The organism is Paenibacillus sp. 2TAB23, from assembly GCF_052115165.1.
In the GTDB taxonomy this organism is placed as follows: Bacteria; Bacillota; Bacilli; order Paenibacillales; family Paenibacillaceae; genus Pristimantibacillus.
In genome coordinates this window covers 147315-162009 of record NZ_JBFRGD010000011.1, presented here as the reverse complement: position 1 = coordinate 162009, position 14695 = coordinate 147315, and the positions used below count along the sequence as shown (strand labels likewise).

15 protein-coding genes are annotated in these 14695 nt (G+C 48.9%); 11 read left to right on the top strand and 4 right to left on the bottom strand.

What is annotated here, in order from left to right:
- Nucleotides 1–33: 33 nt before the first annotated feature.
- The gene (locus AB4Z29_RS17270; protein ID WP_441944264.1) at nucleotides 34–1182 is read right to left on the bottom strand and encodes a metallophosphoesterase; all 1149 of its coding nucleotides are present in this window, start codon (nucleotides 1180–1182) and stop codon (nucleotides 34–36) included.
- Between the two features lie 234 nt (nucleotides 1183–1416).
- Here AB4Z29_RS17270 and AB4Z29_RS17265 point away from each other — a divergent pair, with 234 nt between their 5' ends.
- Nucleotides 1417–3585: a DNA topoisomerase III gene (locus tag AB4Z29_RS17265; RefSeq protein ID WP_441944263.1), complete on the top strand. Its 2169-nt coding sequence runs from the start codon at nucleotides 1417–1419 to the stop codon at nucleotides 3583–3585.
- 221 nt (nucleotides 3586–3806) lie between these two features.
- A complete protein-coding gene (locus AB4Z29_RS17260) occupies nucleotides 3807–4478 on the top strand; it encodes a YheC/YheD family protein (RefSeq protein WP_441944262.1) in 672 nt (223 codons plus the stop codon).
- A 237-nt stretch (nucleotides 4479–4715) separates the two neighbouring features.
- Here AB4Z29_RS17260 and AB4Z29_RS17255 read toward each other — a convergent pair whose 3' ends face one another.
- A complete protein-coding gene (locus AB4Z29_RS17255; RefSeq protein ID WP_441944261.1) occupies nucleotides 4716–5288 on the bottom strand; it encodes a GbsR/MarR family transcriptional regulator in 573 nt (190 codons plus the stop codon).
- Between the two features lie 198 nt (nucleotides 5289–5486).
- On the opposite strand from AB4Z29_RS17255, the gene AB4Z29_RS17250 reads away from it, so the two are divergent.
- The 7 genes from AB4Z29_RS17250 (at nucleotide 5487) to AB4Z29_RS17220 (ending at nucleotide 11158) form a co-directional block, all read left to right on the top strand.
- The gene (locus AB4Z29_RS17250) at nucleotides 5487–6356 is read left to right on the top strand and encodes a carbohydrate ABC transporter permease (RefSeq protein ID WP_221226262.1); all 870 of its coding nucleotides are present in this window, start codon (nucleotides 5487–5489) and stop codon (nucleotides 6354–6356) included.
- A gap of 59 nt (nucleotides 6357–6415) precedes the next feature.
- The gene (locus AB4Z29_RS17245; protein ID WP_441944352.1) at nucleotides 6416–7231 is read left to right on the top strand and encodes a carbohydrate ABC transporter permease; all 816 of its coding nucleotides are present in this window, start codon (nucleotides 6416–6418) and stop codon (nucleotides 7229–7231) included.
- 63 nt (nucleotides 7232–7294) lie between these two features.
- Nucleotides 7295–8641 carry an extracellular solute-binding protein gene (locus AB4Z29_RS17240; protein WP_441944260.1) on the top strand — a complete coding sequence of 449 codons (1347 nt, stop codon included), beginning with the start codon at nucleotides 7295–7297 and terminating at the stop codon, nucleotides 8639–8641.
- 14 nt (nucleotides 8642–8655) lie between these two features.
- Nucleotides 8656–9450: an HAD family hydrolase gene (locus tag AB4Z29_RS17235; RefSeq protein ID WP_441944259.1), complete on the top strand. Its 795-nt coding sequence runs from the start codon at nucleotides 8656–8658 to the stop codon at nucleotides 9448–9450.
- Nucleotides 9440–9781: a DMT family transporter gene (locus tag AB4Z29_RS17230; protein WP_441944258.1), complete on the top strand. Its 342-nt coding sequence runs from the start codon at nucleotides 9440–9442 to the stop codon at nucleotides 9779–9781. Before AB4Z29_RS17235 ends, AB4Z29_RS17230 begins: the two co-directional genes overlap by 11 nt.
- 28 nt (nucleotides 9782–9809) lie before the next feature.
- Entirely contained in the window at nucleotides 9810–10712 is a 903-nt protein-coding gene (locus tag AB4Z29_RS17225; RefSeq protein WP_441944257.1) for a metallophosphoesterase family protein, read from the top strand.
- A gap of 302 nt (nucleotides 10713–11014) precedes the next feature.
- A complete protein-coding gene (locus AB4Z29_RS17220) occupies nucleotides 11015–11158 on the top strand; it encodes a sporulation histidine kinase inhibitor Sda (RefSeq protein WP_441944256.1) in 144 nt (47 codons plus the stop codon).
- 59 nt (nucleotides 11159–11217) lie between these two features.
- Here the strand turns inward: AB4Z29_RS17220 and AB4Z29_RS17215 are convergent, their stop codons facing one another.
- Nucleotides 11218–11457 (bottom strand): hypothetical protein, encoded by a 240-nt coding sequence (locus AB4Z29_RS17215; protein WP_441944255.1) that lies wholly within the window; start codon nucleotides 11455–11457, stop codon nucleotides 11218–11220.
- A 119-nt stretch (nucleotides 11458–11576) separates the two neighbouring features.
- Nucleotides 11577–12578: an NAD(P)/FAD-dependent oxidoreductase gene (locus AB4Z29_RS17210; protein ID WP_441944254.1), complete on the bottom strand. Its 1002-nt coding sequence runs from the start codon at nucleotides 12576–12578 to the stop codon at nucleotides 11577–11579.
- A gap of 331 nt (nucleotides 12579–12909) precedes the next feature.
- On the opposite strand from AB4Z29_RS17210, the gene AB4Z29_RS17205 reads away from it, so the two are divergent.
- Nucleotides 12910–14103, top strand: coding sequence for an NAD(P)/FAD-dependent oxidoreductase (locus AB4Z29_RS17205; protein ID WP_183558888.1), 1194 nt, complete (start codon nucleotides 12910–12912; stop codon nucleotides 14101–14103).
- The gene (locus tag AB4Z29_RS17200; RefSeq protein ID WP_441944253.1) at nucleotides 14103–14369 is read left to right on the top strand and encodes a hypothetical protein; all 267 of its coding nucleotides are present in this window, start codon (nucleotides 14103–14105) and stop codon (nucleotides 14367–14369) included. The genes AB4Z29_RS17205 and AB4Z29_RS17200 overlap by 1 nt, the downstream gene beginning before the upstream one ends.
- Nucleotides 14370–14695 lie beyond the last annotated feature (326 nt).

The following is a 14695-nucleotide window of genomic DNA, read 5'->3' as shown; positions in this document are numbered from 1 at the left end:
CGGCTCCCGCTTTTTATTACTGTCATTTTCCAATTAGCCCGTTACAAACTCTACCTCAATATGAACAACCTCGGAGCGGCTTCCGATTCTGATCGGCGGCCCCCATGAACCAAAGCCGGAGGATACGATAGCGTGAAGGCTGCCCTTTTTCAAATAACCCCAGTCCAGCTCGAACAAGCGCTTCGTAATAAGATGGTTAGGCATCATTTGGCCGCGATGCGTGTGGCCGGATACGGAAATATCGATGCCATTCTCAGCAGCCTTCGCGATGTCGGACGGCTGATGGTCAAGCATAATAAGCGGCTTGGATTGATCGAGCGGCGCGATGAGATCGCCGATTGTCATTCTTCCATCAGCCCCGAAGCCTGCGGAGGCTTTGTCCTTGCGGCCGACGAGATAAAAGCTGTCTGCGATGAGCGCTGACTCGTCCATGAGCACTCGGATGCCAATCGCAGCCATGGCAGTGATGAATTCAGGCACTTTACGGCCAATATATTCATGATTGCCAGTTACCGCATATACGCCTAAGGGCGCCTTCAGCTTGCCGAGCACCGCCGACATGTCTTTACGAAGAAACGGCTCAATATCATCGTCGAGAATGTCGCCGGGCAGCAGAATGAGGTCAGGCTGGATCTGCTCGATGTGGCTCACCAGCCGCTCCAAATGTCGATTGCCGACGATATTGCCAAGATGAAGATCCGACGCCATGGCGATCCGCAGCTTCTTCAGCTTTCCTGCAGGCTTCTGTACTTGAACCTGATAAGTTCGAATGATAGGGCTCCATGCGTTCCAGCTACCACGAAGCAGAAGAATGGCCATGAGACCGAAGACGACGCTGCCTACACCAACGATATAAACAGCTGGCTCTGCTCCTGATGCTTTCAGAATAAGAGCAATGATATTTGCCGGCGGTAGAATGAGGACCGCGTATTCCAGGATGGCGAACCAATAGGAGCCAACGACCTTAAACGCTTCGGCGATCGGGCGCAGCGGCGTGCCATAGGCAGCACGGCCGATGATATACGCATAAGCGACAAGACCGGCGGCCAACGTGTACCAGCCTGCGGATTCCAAGTCGAACAGAGTGGATAAGAAAAGCCATCCATTCCAGCCGATATAGAAGGAAATACCGGTGTATACAAGCAATACGCAAAAAATAATAGCAATAAAACGCAGCTTCATCCCTCAACGCTCCCTAGCTTTTTATCTATTAGCTTCTAAGCTGAATTTACTATAGCATACAGGGACTTGGCACAGCAAAAAATGCGAGATTGGCAAAAGGCGATCATCCTATGCCTGCTATCTTGCCTATAGAATAGTGCGCCGACGCCTCAATCGTTGCGCAGGCTGCTAGCCTATGGTATCGTTTCGTCATAGAGAATAGCGCATATAAACGGAAACGGAGCGAATAATGAAATGAAATCGCTTGTATTGGCAGAAAAACCGAGTGTAGCGAAGGAAATTGCGCGTGTGCTTGGCTGCGGGCAGAAGCATAAGGGCTATATGGAAGGTCCAAAATACGTGGTGACTTGGGCACTAGGACATCTTGTGACATTGGCTGAGCCAGAGGATTACGATCCGAAATATAAAACCTGGAATTTGGAAGATTTGCCGCTGCTTCCCCACAAAATGAATTTGAAGATCATGAAGGAAACTTCCCAGCAATACAGAGCAGTTGCCCAGCTATGCAAGCGGCAGGACATCGGCGAGCTCATTATCGCAACCGATGCAGGGCGCGAAGGCGAGCTTGTCGCCCGTTGGATCATGGAGCTTGTTCATTGGAGAAAGCCGTTCAAGAGGCTGTGGATATCCTCGCAGACGGACAAAGCGATCAAGGACGGCTTTAATCAATTGAAGCCGGGCAAGGATTATAATCATTTGTACGCTTCGGCGGTTTGCAGAGCAGAAGCGGATTGGCTGATCGGGCTGAACGTGACGCGCGCATTGACGACCAAATACAATGCTCAGCTCGCGGCGGGCCGCGTACAAACGCCAACGCTCGCTATGTTGATGGAGCGGGAACAGGAAATTCAATCGTTTCAATCTCAGCCATTTTGGAATGTGTTCGCTGATTTTGGCGAGTTCTCTGCCATCTGGCGGGAACAGGACGCCCATGACGGACGAATATGGAGCCGTGAGGAAGCTGATGCCATTGCCGCAAGAATCAAGCGCGGGCAAGCGAAGGTCAGCAGGCTTCGGACGGTGGAGAAAACGGAGCCGCATCCTCAAGCCTATGACTTGACGGAGCTGCAGCGCGATGCGAACAAGAAGCTTGGCTTCTCGGCCAAGCAGACCTCCAACGTGCTTCAGAAGCTATATGAGCAGCATAAGCTCGTAACGTACCCGCGTACGGATTCCCGCTATTTATCCAGCGACATGGTCCCCACCTTAAAGGGAAGGCTGGAGAGCATTGCCGTTGGACCTTATGCACAGCTTGCGCGCAGGCTGGGCAGAATGCAGCTTCCTGTAACGAAGCGTATTGTCGACGATTCGAAGGTTACGGATCACCATGCGATTATCCCTACGGAACAATTCGTTAACATAGCCGCGCTGAGCAATGACGAGCGGAGACTGTATGATCTGATCGTCAGACGCTTCATTGCTCTATTCTATGGACCTTACCGTTATGATGAGACTAGCGTTGTGTTAACTGTGGGCAAGGATCAGTTCTATGCCAAAGGCAAGATCGAGAAGGAAAAAGGCTGGAAGGAAATTTATCAAACGAGTGCGAATGCTTCCAGTCAGGATGACGACGATGACGAGGATGGAGCGGGCGATGCTGGAGAAAGCAAAGCCGACCGCCAGCCTTCTCAGCTTCTGCCGCCGCTCTCGAATGCGCAGACTCTAGCTGTTAAGCAAGAGAAAATACGAGAGCTCCGTACGCTGCCGCCGCCTCGGTACACGGAAGCTACGCTGCTCACCCGGATGGAGAAGCACAGTCTTGGAACACCAGCAACAAGAGCCGATATTATCGAGAAGCTGCTGGGAACGGATACGATTACGCGGACGCAGAATAAGCTGATGCCTACCGGCAAAGGAAAGCAATTGATTGAGCTAGTGGTAAAGGAGCTTAGAAGCCCGGATTTCACGGCCAAATGGGAGCAGGATTTGGAGCGGATCGCCAAGGGCAAGGGTGATCCAGCAGCTTTTATGAAAAACGTACGCCAGCAAGCAGCCAAGTGGGTATCGGAGGTCATTGCGGAGACGAAGGAATACAAGCCGCATAATCTGACGCACTCACGGTGTCCAGAGTGTGAGAAGCCGCTGCTTGAAATAAACGGCAAGCGGGGCAAATCATTAGTATGCTCGGATCGCGAATGCGGTTACCGCCGTGCCGCGGAGCCGATGCTCTCGAACAAGCGCTGTCCGAACTGTCATAAAAAAATGGAGATCAAGGACGGCAAAGCAGGGAAATTTGCACAATGCAAGCCGTGTAATGTCATTGAGATGCTTGGCGACAAGCAGAATGGCAAAGTTAACCGGAAGCAGAATCAGAAGCTTATAGAGCAATATAGCGATAATACGTCTTTATCGAACAGCTTGGCTGATAAGCTGAAGGCTGCACTTGAGAAGCAATCGGATTAATAACAATCATTAAAGTCGGCAAGCTCTCCGCCTCGAGAGCTTGCCGGCTTTTTTGCTTATCGAAGCTAAAAGACAATAAAGAAGGGATGAGCTTTGCATAAACCTAGCAGATGCTGCTAGACTTCCAAATAAAGGCTACTAACCTATGTCATTCATCCAAGAGATAGATAGTACTCCGTCATATGCTATGGATATGAAGATAGGAAAGGGGTTAGATTGGGATGGGTGAACATCAGGGCAGGCAGTTGGCCAGCAAATGGGCGAAAACGGCAATCTTGCTTTCACACTCGAGCATCGCGCCGCATATTCCTCCTACACGGAGATTTACGCCGAACAACCTCAGATCCATGCTTGATACTCATCAAATGGTCGTCGTAAAGCCGGTTGTTGGGGCTGGCGGGCATGGTGTTATTAAGGTTACGAGGGAAAGTGGGGGCTACGCGTATACTTATTATTCGCAGACGAAACGTTTTGCTAGCTTCGGAGCGTTAATAGGTGCACTTAACAAACAACGTAAAGGACGTTCCTATTTGATTCAAAAGGGCATTTATCTAGCAACAGTGGATGGCAAGCCAATTGACTACCGGGTGAAATACGTGAAGACAGATAATGGCTGGGTCTACCGCGCAATCGTCGGCCGCATTGCCAAAAGAGGCTTGTTCGTAACGAATTTGTGCAGGGGCGGCACCATGGTAACCGCGGCCGAGGGCATAAGCAGGTCGCTATCCTCTGCGCAGGTTTCCGAGAAAAAGAATAAAATGCGAGAGCTGACTGTACTCTCAACTGCTGTGCTTGAGGCTAAATATCCGGGAATCGGCCAGCTTGGCTTTGATTACGGAATTGATAAGCACGGAAAGATTTGGATTTTTGAAGTCAATACGCGGCCGCAATAAGCGGAAGAGGCTGTCCCTCAAAAAGGAGCAGGCGTCCATAACGGGCGGCTGCTTCTTTTCAAAGTCATTTGAGAAATTTCAGCTCATACCCTTTACGCTATAAAAAAGGGTCAAAGGAACCTTCAACCCTACTATGGAGCGGTATTGAAGGTTTTTTTGCGCGTTTTATGGAGCAGGCTTATTCTAATTTTCGTTTTTTTGGGGGAAGCTTATTTTCGCAGCAGGATGAATGTAAAGTTAAGAAGTAGCATCAGCATCTTCAATCGGCTTTTGGAAAAAGGATCCGCTCCGCAAGCCGTCTACGAACTGCTGAAGCCAGCTGTAGTAGTCGATACCATGCCGAAGCTTATGTAGATCCTTCAGACAAAGCTGCCGCTCCTCCTCCTCGGTTTCTTTGGCCAATATCATTTCGGAGAGTGGGGGAATCACTTCGTTGATCGCCCCGAGCATCACATCGATCTCGCGCTGCAGCTTCGCCGCGAAGAAGTTTTGAAACGCTTTGAAGAAGTCGGTTTCTGCGACATACAGGTCTTTGCGCTCCTGCTTTTCGTCAAGCTTCATAATCATTTTGGAATCCATCAGGGAACGGACGGCGTAGCTCATATTGCTTTTACTCATATTCATATGCTGCTTCATTTCTTCAAGCGTCATTGGCTTGTCTTCGAAAAACATAACCCCGTACAGCTGCCCAAAGGAATAGTTGGCTCCATATAAATCCATCGTTTGAGCAATAGCATCAATAATTTTTCCTCTAATTTGCTCCTGCGTCGCCGGAGTGTCGCCCGTATCGGGATTGGATGCTCTTTTCATGTCTCTCACCCGCATCATTCAAATTTTCTAATTTCTTTACAAGATCTTTAACGGAAGTTGACGTTCCGATAATGCAGTCGTCATACACTGAACGTACAATAATTTTTGAACGATAGAGGTGGATAACCATTTAATACGACTATTATAACAAATGTTAAAGAAAAATTGAACGAAATAAAGGAGGGGCTGAAACCCGCTATGGTTAAGGAATGGAAGGCTCTTTTATTCACGCTGCCGGCAATGATTCCATTGATCGTGTTCTGGATTATCCCGCTCGGCACGATATTTTACTTGAGCTTTACGGATTGGGATTTCATGAGTCCGGTTAAAACCTTCGTCGGCCTAGATAATTATTTGTATTTGTTCGACAATCCTGCCTTTTACCAGTCGCTTGGCGTCACGCTGCTTTTCTGCCTAGGGAGCGTATTGCCGGTCATGCTTGGAGGCCTCGGGCTTGCACTGCTGCTGAATCGAACGCTGAAGGGGGCGGCATGGTACCGCACGCTGATGTTCTCCCCGTGGGTGACTCCAACGGTTGCTGTATCGATCGTATGGTCCTGGATATTCGAGCCTAAGGTGGGACTAGCCAATACAGTGCTGCGCTGGTTCGGCTTGGAAGGCGTTGGCTGGCTTCAGGATACAAGCTGGGCGCTGGCAGGCGTACTGATCGTGACGATCTGGAAGCTGATCGGCTGGACGATGGTGTTCTACATCGTAGCTCTGCAGAACGTGCCGCGCGAGCTGCTGCAAGCTGGCGAGCTTGACGGTGCGGGTAGCTGGAGCAAGTTGAGGCACATCACGCTGCCGCTCATTTCACCGACTACTTTGTTTCTATTTATCGTCCAAACGATCTCAGCGCTTCAAGCTTATGACCAAATTAACGTGCTGACCCAAGGTGGCCCTGCCGGTTCAACGAGAACGCTGCTGTACATGTATTATCAATCGGCGTTCGAGTCCTTCGATATCGGCGAGGCTTCATCGGTAGCCGTCGTGCTGGTGCTCGCTTGCATGCTTCTTTCGGTCATTTCGTTTGCGGTAAGTCGTAAAACGGTTCACTACAGCTCGTAATCACAAGGAACGATAGAAAGGAGAGCTTAAACTTGCCAGCCGTTCACCGTGTTCGAAGGATGCTCCATCATCTCATTCTATTGCTATTTAGCGCTGCTATGGCATTTCCATTCTATTGGATGGCGACTAGCGCGCTCAAAACAAATGATGAGATTTGGCAATTTCCACCAACCTTCTGGCCAAACTCGCCCCAGTGGGGCAATTACTTGGAAGCTTGGCTGGAGGCGCCTTTTTGGCGGTATTTAACGAACAGCATTGTCGTAGCTGCCGTTATTGTTTTGTTACAGGCGATGAACTCCGCGATGATGGCATATGCCCTCACGCATATGCGCTTCCGTTTAAAGAAAGCTTTTACCGCCATTATTATGCTTGGCTATATGATACCTAGCACCGCAGTGTACTTGCCCAGCTATATGATTCTAGCGAAGCTGAACCTGCTTGACTCTTATGCGGGGCTTATTCTATCGAATTGCGTCAGCGTGTTCTCGATTTTTTTGATCAGACAGGCTTTTCTTCAGGTATCACATGAGCTGGTGGAAGCAGGACAGATCGACGGCGCGTCGCATATACGAATCTTGGGCTCCATCTTGGTTCCAGTGGCGCGGTCGTCCTTCGTCGTTCTCGCTCTTATCACCTTCATTGATCATTATAATAACTATTTCTGGCCGATGCTGATTACTAAAAACCCGGATTTGCAACTCGTTTCAGCCGGCTTGAGAAGCTTCTTCGTGGAAGGAGGGGCTTACGGTTTAAAATGGCCGCTCATTATGGCAGCAAGCTCGTTTACGATAGCGCCGCTGCTTGTCCTGTTTCTTTTTGCGCAAAAAACGATTCTGAAAAGCTTTAATATGTCTGCTGGCGCTAGCAAGGGCTGATTGGAAAATGAAAAGCTTAATATGTTGACCGCTTCATACAAATAGAGTGGAGGAAACAATACGATGTTGAACAAGAAAAAAGGATTAGCTTTGATGATGGCAGTTAGCTTTACGGTGCTTTCCGCCTGCGGACAAGCCGAAAACAGCACGAACGGCGCAGCGAGCGGTACTAATGCGCCAACAAATGCAGCAACGAACGAGGCAGCGCCTAAAGAGCCCGTTACGATTGAGTTCTGGTATGGCTTAGGCGGTAAGCTGGGAGACACGATGAAGGAGAAGATTGAGCTATTCAACAGCTCTCAGCAGGAAGTAGTCGTGAAGGGGATCGCGCAAGCAGACTATTCGGAGACGGAACAGAAGCTTCAAGCGGCAATTGCGGCGAAGCAAGCGCCAGCAGCCGTGCTATCGTCGAATATGACATGGGCTCAAAAGGGACTCTTCGAGGACATGAGTGACATGATTGCTGCGGATTCAACCTTTAATAAGGAGGACTTCGTGCAAACCTTCCTGGGTCAAGGACAATTGGACGGCAAGCAGTATTTCCTGCCGATGTATGGTACGACACAGGTCATGTATTACCGGAAGGACGCCCTGGAGAAAAACGGATTAACGACTGACAACTTCAAAACCTGGGAGGCACTTGCAGAATCAGCGGCGAAGATGACGACAAAGGCTGACGGAAAAACGAGCTTTTTCGGATGGGAACCGATGTGGGGCAAGGACAATATGATGGATGCGGTATTCAGCAAAGGGGGAACGGTGCTTAGCGAGGACGGCAAAACGGTTATGATCGACTCGCCTGAATGGATCGAGACTTGGGAGCTGTTCCGCAAATGGATTCACGAGGACCAAATCATGACGATTCACTCCGGCGGTCAAGGCTGGGAATATTGGTATAAGACAATCGATGATGTGATGAAGGGCCAAGCGGCAGGCTACACGGGCTCAAGCGGAGACCAAGGCGATCTGGATTTCAATATTGTTGGTGCGATGGAGCAGCCAGGCTGGGAAGGCGTCGGAGAAGGCAAGCCTGCGGCATCAGCTATTATGGCTGGCATTCCATCTGGTGCGAGCGATGAGCAAAAGGCAGCAGCCTACAAATGGTTGACGTTCTTCTCCCAGCCACAGAATACGGCTTCTTGGTCAATTAGCACAGGCTATATCGCCGTACGCTCATCGGCTTTGGAAGATGAAGCATACAAAGCATTCAGCGAGCAAAATCCGCAAATCAAAGTGCCGCTTATGCAGGCAGCTCATGCATCGGCTCCTTTCCAAGACCCAACAGGGGGCAAAATAAACGATGCGCTTACCATCGCGGCAGACAAAGTTCAGATCGGCAACGTGTCAGCTGAACAAGCGTTAAAGGAAGCGAAGGCAACGGCACAGAAGGAACTTGATAGATTGAAATAGGGGTGATCGACATTATGCCTGACTTAATCATACACAATCGAGCATACAAGGTGGCAGGCATCTTGTTCGATAAGGATGGAACGCTGCTCGACTTTATCGCCATGTGGGGCTGCTGGAGCGAATCCGTATTTGAGGCATTCGCGCAGCAGCTAAGAAAGCGAGGACTTACCTTTCAAGCCGATATCGTTCCAAGATTGTGGGGAACGATACATGGAAAAGACGGGGGAATTACCGATTACGACCGGAATGGTCCGCTTGCGATGGGTTCCATGAACGATTTGTACGCGGTGCTGTCCTGGCAAAGCTACCAGGCAGGCCTGTCATGGGCGGAGTCGATGGAGCTTGTGCAGCAATGCAAGCAGCATGCGGATAGGGAGCTGGAACGGCTGCGGCCGGCCCAGCCTCTTCCGGGTCTGCATGCCTTCCTGGCAAGCTGCAAGGAGCATGGCATAAAGCTTGGCGTAGTTACGGCTGACGATACACAGGCAGCAGAGCGGCATTTGGCATGGATGGGAATACGAAGCTATTTTGACGCCGTGGTTGGAAGCGATCTTGTTGAGCTAGGAAAGCCGTTTCCCGACATGCTGCAGCAAGCCTGCAGGAAGCTGTCTCTTTCATGCTCAGATACGGCAATCATTGGCGATACGAATGGCGATATGCGAATGGGCTTGGCAGCAGGCGCAGCTGTTTCCGTCGGCATTCACGAAGCTGCGGAATCAGCACCTGTCGCGCAGCTGCTGCCCGATGCTAATGAATGGATAAGCGGTTATTCGCAGCTCAGTATCGGGAGGCGATCCAATGAAAGCTGATACCGGCTGGGGCTGGACGTTTCTGCTGCTTGCGATCGTTTTGGAACTGACGGGAACCGTTTCGATGAAATATTCGGCGGGCTTCTCCCGTTTTTGGCCATCCGTGCTTATGTTCGTATTCTACGGGGCGAGCTTTACGATGCTCAATTTCGCATTAGCTTATATGAACGTTAGCGTAGCGTATGCAATATGGTCCGGTATTGGTATTATATTGATTACATTGGCCAGCTTTATCATGTTTCATGAGAAGCTTCCGGTTGCAGCATTGCTTTGGATTGGGTTAATTGTAGTTGGAGTAGTGGGATTGAATATGAGTGTCAAAGGCCATTGAACATGAAAAGAAAAAGGAGGTCGTTCCGATGCTGAAACCATTGGCTGGCGAATCACGCGTGTTTCCGGCAGGAGAAGACGAGCGGACGCCTATTATAAGCTTTCAGGTTATAACGGATACGCATGTGACGACAGACCCCGAGCATCTTCATAATGAGCATTGGATGCAGGCGCTTCAGGATATTGCCGCTCATGCCGCTAGCAGCATTGGAATCATGCATGTAGGCGATGTGACCGATCGAGGGCTTCGTGCCGAGTATGAGGAATTTGCCCGTATATGGGACATATATAAAGCCGATTTGCCGCCGATTTGGCTTACGTACGGCAATCATGATATTTTTCTTGGCGATTTGGAGAGTCAATTGAGCCTCTATGAAAAGTTTACGGGGATGAAGGCGCCTTATCATGACGTTTGGCTTCAAGACTATCATTTTATTTTTTTGGGCTCGGAGCAAGGGTTGAAGGATTTTGCTTATTTGAGCGCAGACCAGCTGTCCTGGCTGGATCATAAGCTTAACGAGAGAGCAGATGCTGCAAAGCCGAAGTTCGTTTTCTTACATCAGCCGCTGAAGGATACGGTAGCGGGGTCTTTGGAATCTCAAGGCTGGTTTGGCGTTACTCAGGATAAGGAGCTGAAGGAAGTGCTGGAGAAGCATCCGGAGGCGATTATGTTTAGCGGGCACACGCATTGGGAGCTGGAAGCGGGCTTAACGGCTTTCGACGGCAAAGGGGAGACAGCCGTATTATTCAATTGCTCGTCGGTTGCCTATCTATGGACGAATGAGGATGAGTACAAGGAAGGCAGCCAAGGCCTTTATGTAGACGTATACGAGGACAAAGTAATCGTGCGCGGCAGAGATTTCACAACTTCCGCATGGGTAGCGTCAACAGCCTACGAGGTGGGCGCTGGTAAAGGAGCAGGAAGCCCTTAGGGGCTTTTTTGCCGTCTGGAAGCTAGCAAATTGAAGGATATATGTAATGCCGTTAATATATTCCATTAATAGATTCATAGATTTCGATTAAAGTTTTTTATAGCATAGCTTTGTAAAACGACCTGTGGATAACTGTATCCACATTATTCACATTGATTTTACTCATAGATATACGTATATACACACGCTATGCACACCGTATCCACAACATCTTGTGTATAACTAGGGCTGTTGTCCTTCTATTAGTGCCATGCTACTATGAACAAGTAATAACCAAAGGATGGAAGAAAGGGTGTGTAGTGATGGAGCTACTGTCCGATGAAATGCTGGTAGACACCTATTATGCAGCTATCCAATTCAAATTGGAGCCCGATTTTATACGAATGCTGGCTATTGAAATGAAACGAAGACGACTTAATCCGGAAACGGCCAGAATTACTGCTTAATAAGGCAACGGTCAGCATTAATGCATAATGCGGGAACGAGCTGCAGTCTCACAACATGATTACCATTCGATAACCGATACTTCGGTTGCTTGGCTGCAAGTCGGGCAATATAGCATATGCATGCAGGCGCGAGCTGCTTGCTCAGCCGCCTCATTTCGGAGCGGATCGACATCGATTTGACCATATGGAGCATATGGGCCTGTCAGATCGGATGAACGGCCGCAATCAACAATTGCGCTATCGCAAGAGGAGCAGCGTTCATGCAGAGATTGAATTCCGTTGCAAACCGGACAAAACATAAGGGTATCCTCCTTGGCACGCCTCGCATATGTATGCGTTAGGTGAACGTTTGATTAAACGCCAAGGTTAGGATACCCTTATGTTTGAATTTTAACTAAACGTGCAATAGGTCATATGGTTATCTTTTCATATTGCTGCTATGGCCAGGTGACAGCTTAGCGCTTGGGTCAACATAAACCTTCGCGTTGTTAATCGCAGTCGGCGCCTCGCCGAATCCTACTGCAATCAGCTTAAGCTTGCCAGGATAAGTCGTAATATCCCCAGCCGCGAATATGCCCGGTATGTTCGTCTCCATCCGGGTATCCACAACAATCGAACCTCCCTGAATGTGAATGCCCCAATCCACTATAGGACCAAGCGAAGAGATGAAACCGAAATTAACGATGACGGCATCGACATCCAGCTCGGTAGTTTCCATCGTTTTGACATCGGTCAGTGTCAGTTTCGTTATATGGTCCTCGCCGTGCAGCGCCGTAATTTCCATTGGCGTAAGGACATTCACATTGGACTGCTTCAACTGCTCGACACTATGCTCATGCGCTCGAAATTTATCTCTCCGGTGTATTAACGTCACGCTTTCCGCTATCGGCTCGAGCATGAGTGACCAATCCACGGCTGAGTCGCCGCCGCCGCTTATCAGTACCTTCTGCCCACTAAACCGCTGCAAATCACCTACAAAATAATGAAGGTTATTCTTTTCGAATTTTGAAGCTTCCGGCAGCTCAAGCCTTCTAGGCTCAAACGCTCCTACCCCAGCTGTAATAATAACGGCTTTGGCATAATGTGAACCTTTGTCAGTTATAATCTCAAAGAGGCGTTCGTCATGCTTAATGACGTTATTTACCTTTTCCTCCAAGCATATTTCCTGCTCGAAATGGGAGAGCTGCTCCACCAATCGGTCAACCAGCTCTTGTGCCGTTACTTTTGGAAATCCGGCAACGTCGTAAATATATTTTTCAGGATATAGTGCTGCAAGCTGACCGCCTAGTTGAGGCATGCTTTCAATAAGCTTAACGGATGCTTGGCGCATCCCGCCATAGAAAGCAGCGAACAAGCCTGCAGGCCCTCCTCCTATTATTAAAATATCGACTGGGCTTGCTGTTGTATCAGGGTTAGTCAATGTAGCCACCTCCATGTTATAAGCATTACGTTTTCAATTATAATCTTTCGTAGAAGCAGAAGGAAATATTTAATTTGTATAGAGTTCTAAACAATTTCGTATATTTTGCCCTTGAACTTTTACTTAAAACTATGTAAAATTTCTGATGTATGTTATGCTCGGGACTGTTTGCAAAGAGTGGAGAAACCTCTTGTTTCCGAGTGAATGATACATTGATAAAACGGCTTCAATTAGAACACACTGAACTTATAATTATAGATATTCGGTTTAGCATGTGTAATTTTTCACAATGTAAAATGACAAAGATAAGAGGAATGGATGGGATCATACGATGAGCAACATACCTAAAATCGTCATTCTTGGCGCAGGGTACGGAGGCATACTAACAGCACTTCGCTTGCAAAAAGAATTAAACTACAATGAAGCTGACGTTACGCTAGTTAATAAACATGACTATCATTATATTACAACACATCTTCATATGCCTGCCGCTGGGACGGACAATCCAGAAAACGCACGTGTGAGCATTTCGAAATTGATCGATGAATTCAAAATCGATTTCGTGAAATCGACGGTTGTGCAAATTCGCCCGCAGGATAAAAAAGTGATTCTCGAAGACGGAACGCTCTCTTATGACTATTTGGTAATCGGACTTGGCGGCGAGCCAGAAACATTCGGCATTCCGGGCCTTGGCGAGCATGCCATGAATATCCGCAGCATCAACTCCGTTCGTTTAATTCGCGAACATATCGAGTATCAATTTGCTCGTTTCAAGCGCGAACCGCACCGTACGGATTATTTGACGTTCGTTGTAGGCGGCGCAGGCTTTACTGGAATTGAGTTTGTTGGCGAGCTTTCCGACCGAATCCCAGAGCTTTGCAAGCAATTCGACGTAGATCCAGCGCTAGTTAAAATTTACAATATCGAGGCAGCGCCAACGGCGCTTCCAGGCTTTGATCCTGAGCTTGTTGAATACGGCATGGACGTATTGACGAAGAAAGGTGTAACGTTCCGTATCGGAACGGCGATCAAAGAGTGCTCGCCTGAGGGTGTCGTAGTTGGAGAAGGCGAAGAAATCAAGTCCGCAACGGTCATCTGGACCGGAGGAATCCGCGGCAACCGTCTCATTGAAGAAGCTGGCTTCGAGACGATGCGCGGCCGCGTTAAGGTGGATGAGTTCCTTCGTTCGCCAGGCAATGAGAATATTTATATCGTGGGCGACAATTCACTGATGTTTAATCCGGAAGGCCGTCCTTACCCGCCAACAGCTCAAATTGCCATGCAGCAGGGCGTTGTATGTGCGCATAATCTGGTTGCTTCGATCCGCAATCAGCCGCCGAAGGGCTTCACGTTCAGCAACAAAGGAACAGTTGCATCACTGGGCAAAGGCGAGGCAATCGGCATCGCATTCGGCAAAAAGTATAAAGGGCGCGTAGCAGCTTGGCTGAAAAAAGCAATCGACCTGCGCTACCTGTTCATTATCGGCGGGATCTCGCTCGTGCTTCGCAAAGGCAAATTTCTATAATGAGACACTGCAGCGTACAGGTACGCGGCTTGCTGACACGGGATGAGCTGGATCGTTACAATGCATTAATGGAGGTCGGTTCCTTCTTAGAGTCGCAGACGCGCTACGATTTGGCCTATACGGTGCAAAAAGAAGTAGACCTGCTGATTCAGCCGGCTATCGAGCGCTTGAAGGACAAAGGCCGCGAACGCGACCGTGCTACCCAGGAATACTTGGAAGCGAAGCGTCTTGGCCTGCAAGACGATGAGGATGATGACGAGGATTAGTGTTATTTAGAAAGGCTTTCGCTTTGGAAGCGGCATTGATGCCGCTTCTTGCGAAGGCCTTTTTTTCGTGGCGATGGGCAAGGAGGCGGAATGGAACCATTCAAAAGGGCTGGTTCATACGTTTTTATTGAAAATGGCATCGCCTAGCGGCTACGTAATATAAAGTCGAAAAAGAACCTCCAACTCCACTTTATAGTGGTGATGAAGGTTCTGTAGCCCATTCTTATGAGAATTGCCGTATAGGGATTACCCTGTAGAGACAGTCTTTAAAGGACAACCCTTAAAGGACAACCCTTAAAGGACAACCCTTAAAGGACAACTCTTAA

What these genes read in the sequence shown, in the direction of transcription:
- AB4Z29_RS17270 (WP_441944264.1), bottom strand. Translation starts at nt 1,182, where the DNA reads ATGAAGCTGCGTTTTATTGCTATTATTTTTTGCGTATTGCTTGTATAC.
- AB4Z29_RS17265 (WP_441944263.1), top strand. Translation starts at nt 1,417, where the DNA reads ATGAAATCGCTTGTATTGGCAGAAAAACCGAGTGTAGCGAAGGAAATT.
- AB4Z29_RS17260 (WP_441944262.1), top strand. Translation starts at nt 3,807, where the DNA reads ATGGGTGAACATCAGGGCAGGCAGTTGGCCAGCAAATGGGCGAAAACG.
- AB4Z29_RS17255 (WP_441944261.1), bottom strand. Translation starts at nt 5,288, where the DNA reads ATGAAAAGAGCATCCAATCCCGATACGGGCGACACTCCGGCGACGCAG.
- AB4Z29_RS17250 (WP_221226262.1), top strand. Translation starts at nt 5,487, where the DNA reads ATGGTTAAGGAATGGAAGGCTCTTTTATTCACGCTGCCGGCAATGATT.
- AB4Z29_RS17245 (WP_441944352.1), top strand. Translation starts at nt 6,416, where the DNA reads ATGCTCCATCATCTCATTCTATTGCTATTTAGCGCTGCTATGGCATTT.
- AB4Z29_RS17240 (WP_441944260.1), top strand. Translation starts at nt 7,295, where the DNA reads ATGTTGAACAAGAAAAAAGGATTAGCTTTGATGATGGCAGTTAGCTTT.
- AB4Z29_RS17235 (WP_441944259.1), top strand. Translation starts at nt 8,656, where the DNA reads ATGCCTGACTTAATCATACACAATCGAGCATACAAGGTGGCAGGCATC.
- AB4Z29_RS17230 (WP_441944258.1), top strand. Translation starts at nt 9,440, where the DNA reads ATGAAAGCTGATACCGGCTGGGGCTGGACGTTTCTGCTGCTTGCGATC.
- AB4Z29_RS17225 (WP_441944257.1), top strand. Translation starts at nt 9,810, where the DNA reads ATGCTGAAACCATTGGCTGGCGAATCACGCGTGTTTCCGGCAGGAGAA.
- AB4Z29_RS17220 (WP_441944256.1), top strand. Translation starts at nt 11,015, where the DNA reads ATGGAGCTACTGTCCGATGAAATGCTGGTAGACACCTATTATGCAGCT.
- AB4Z29_RS17215 (WP_441944255.1), bottom strand. Translation starts at nt 11,457, where the DNA reads ATGTTTTGTCCGGTTTGCAACGGAATTCAATCTCTGCATGAACGCTGC.
- AB4Z29_RS17205 (WP_183558888.1), top strand. Translation starts at nt 12,910, where the DNA reads ATGAGCAACATACCTAAAATCGTCATTCTTGGCGCAGGGTACGGAGGC.
- AB4Z29_RS17200 (WP_441944253.1), top strand. Translation starts at nt 14,103, where the DNA reads ATGAGACACTGCAGCGTACAGGTACGCGGCTTGCTGACACGGGATGAG.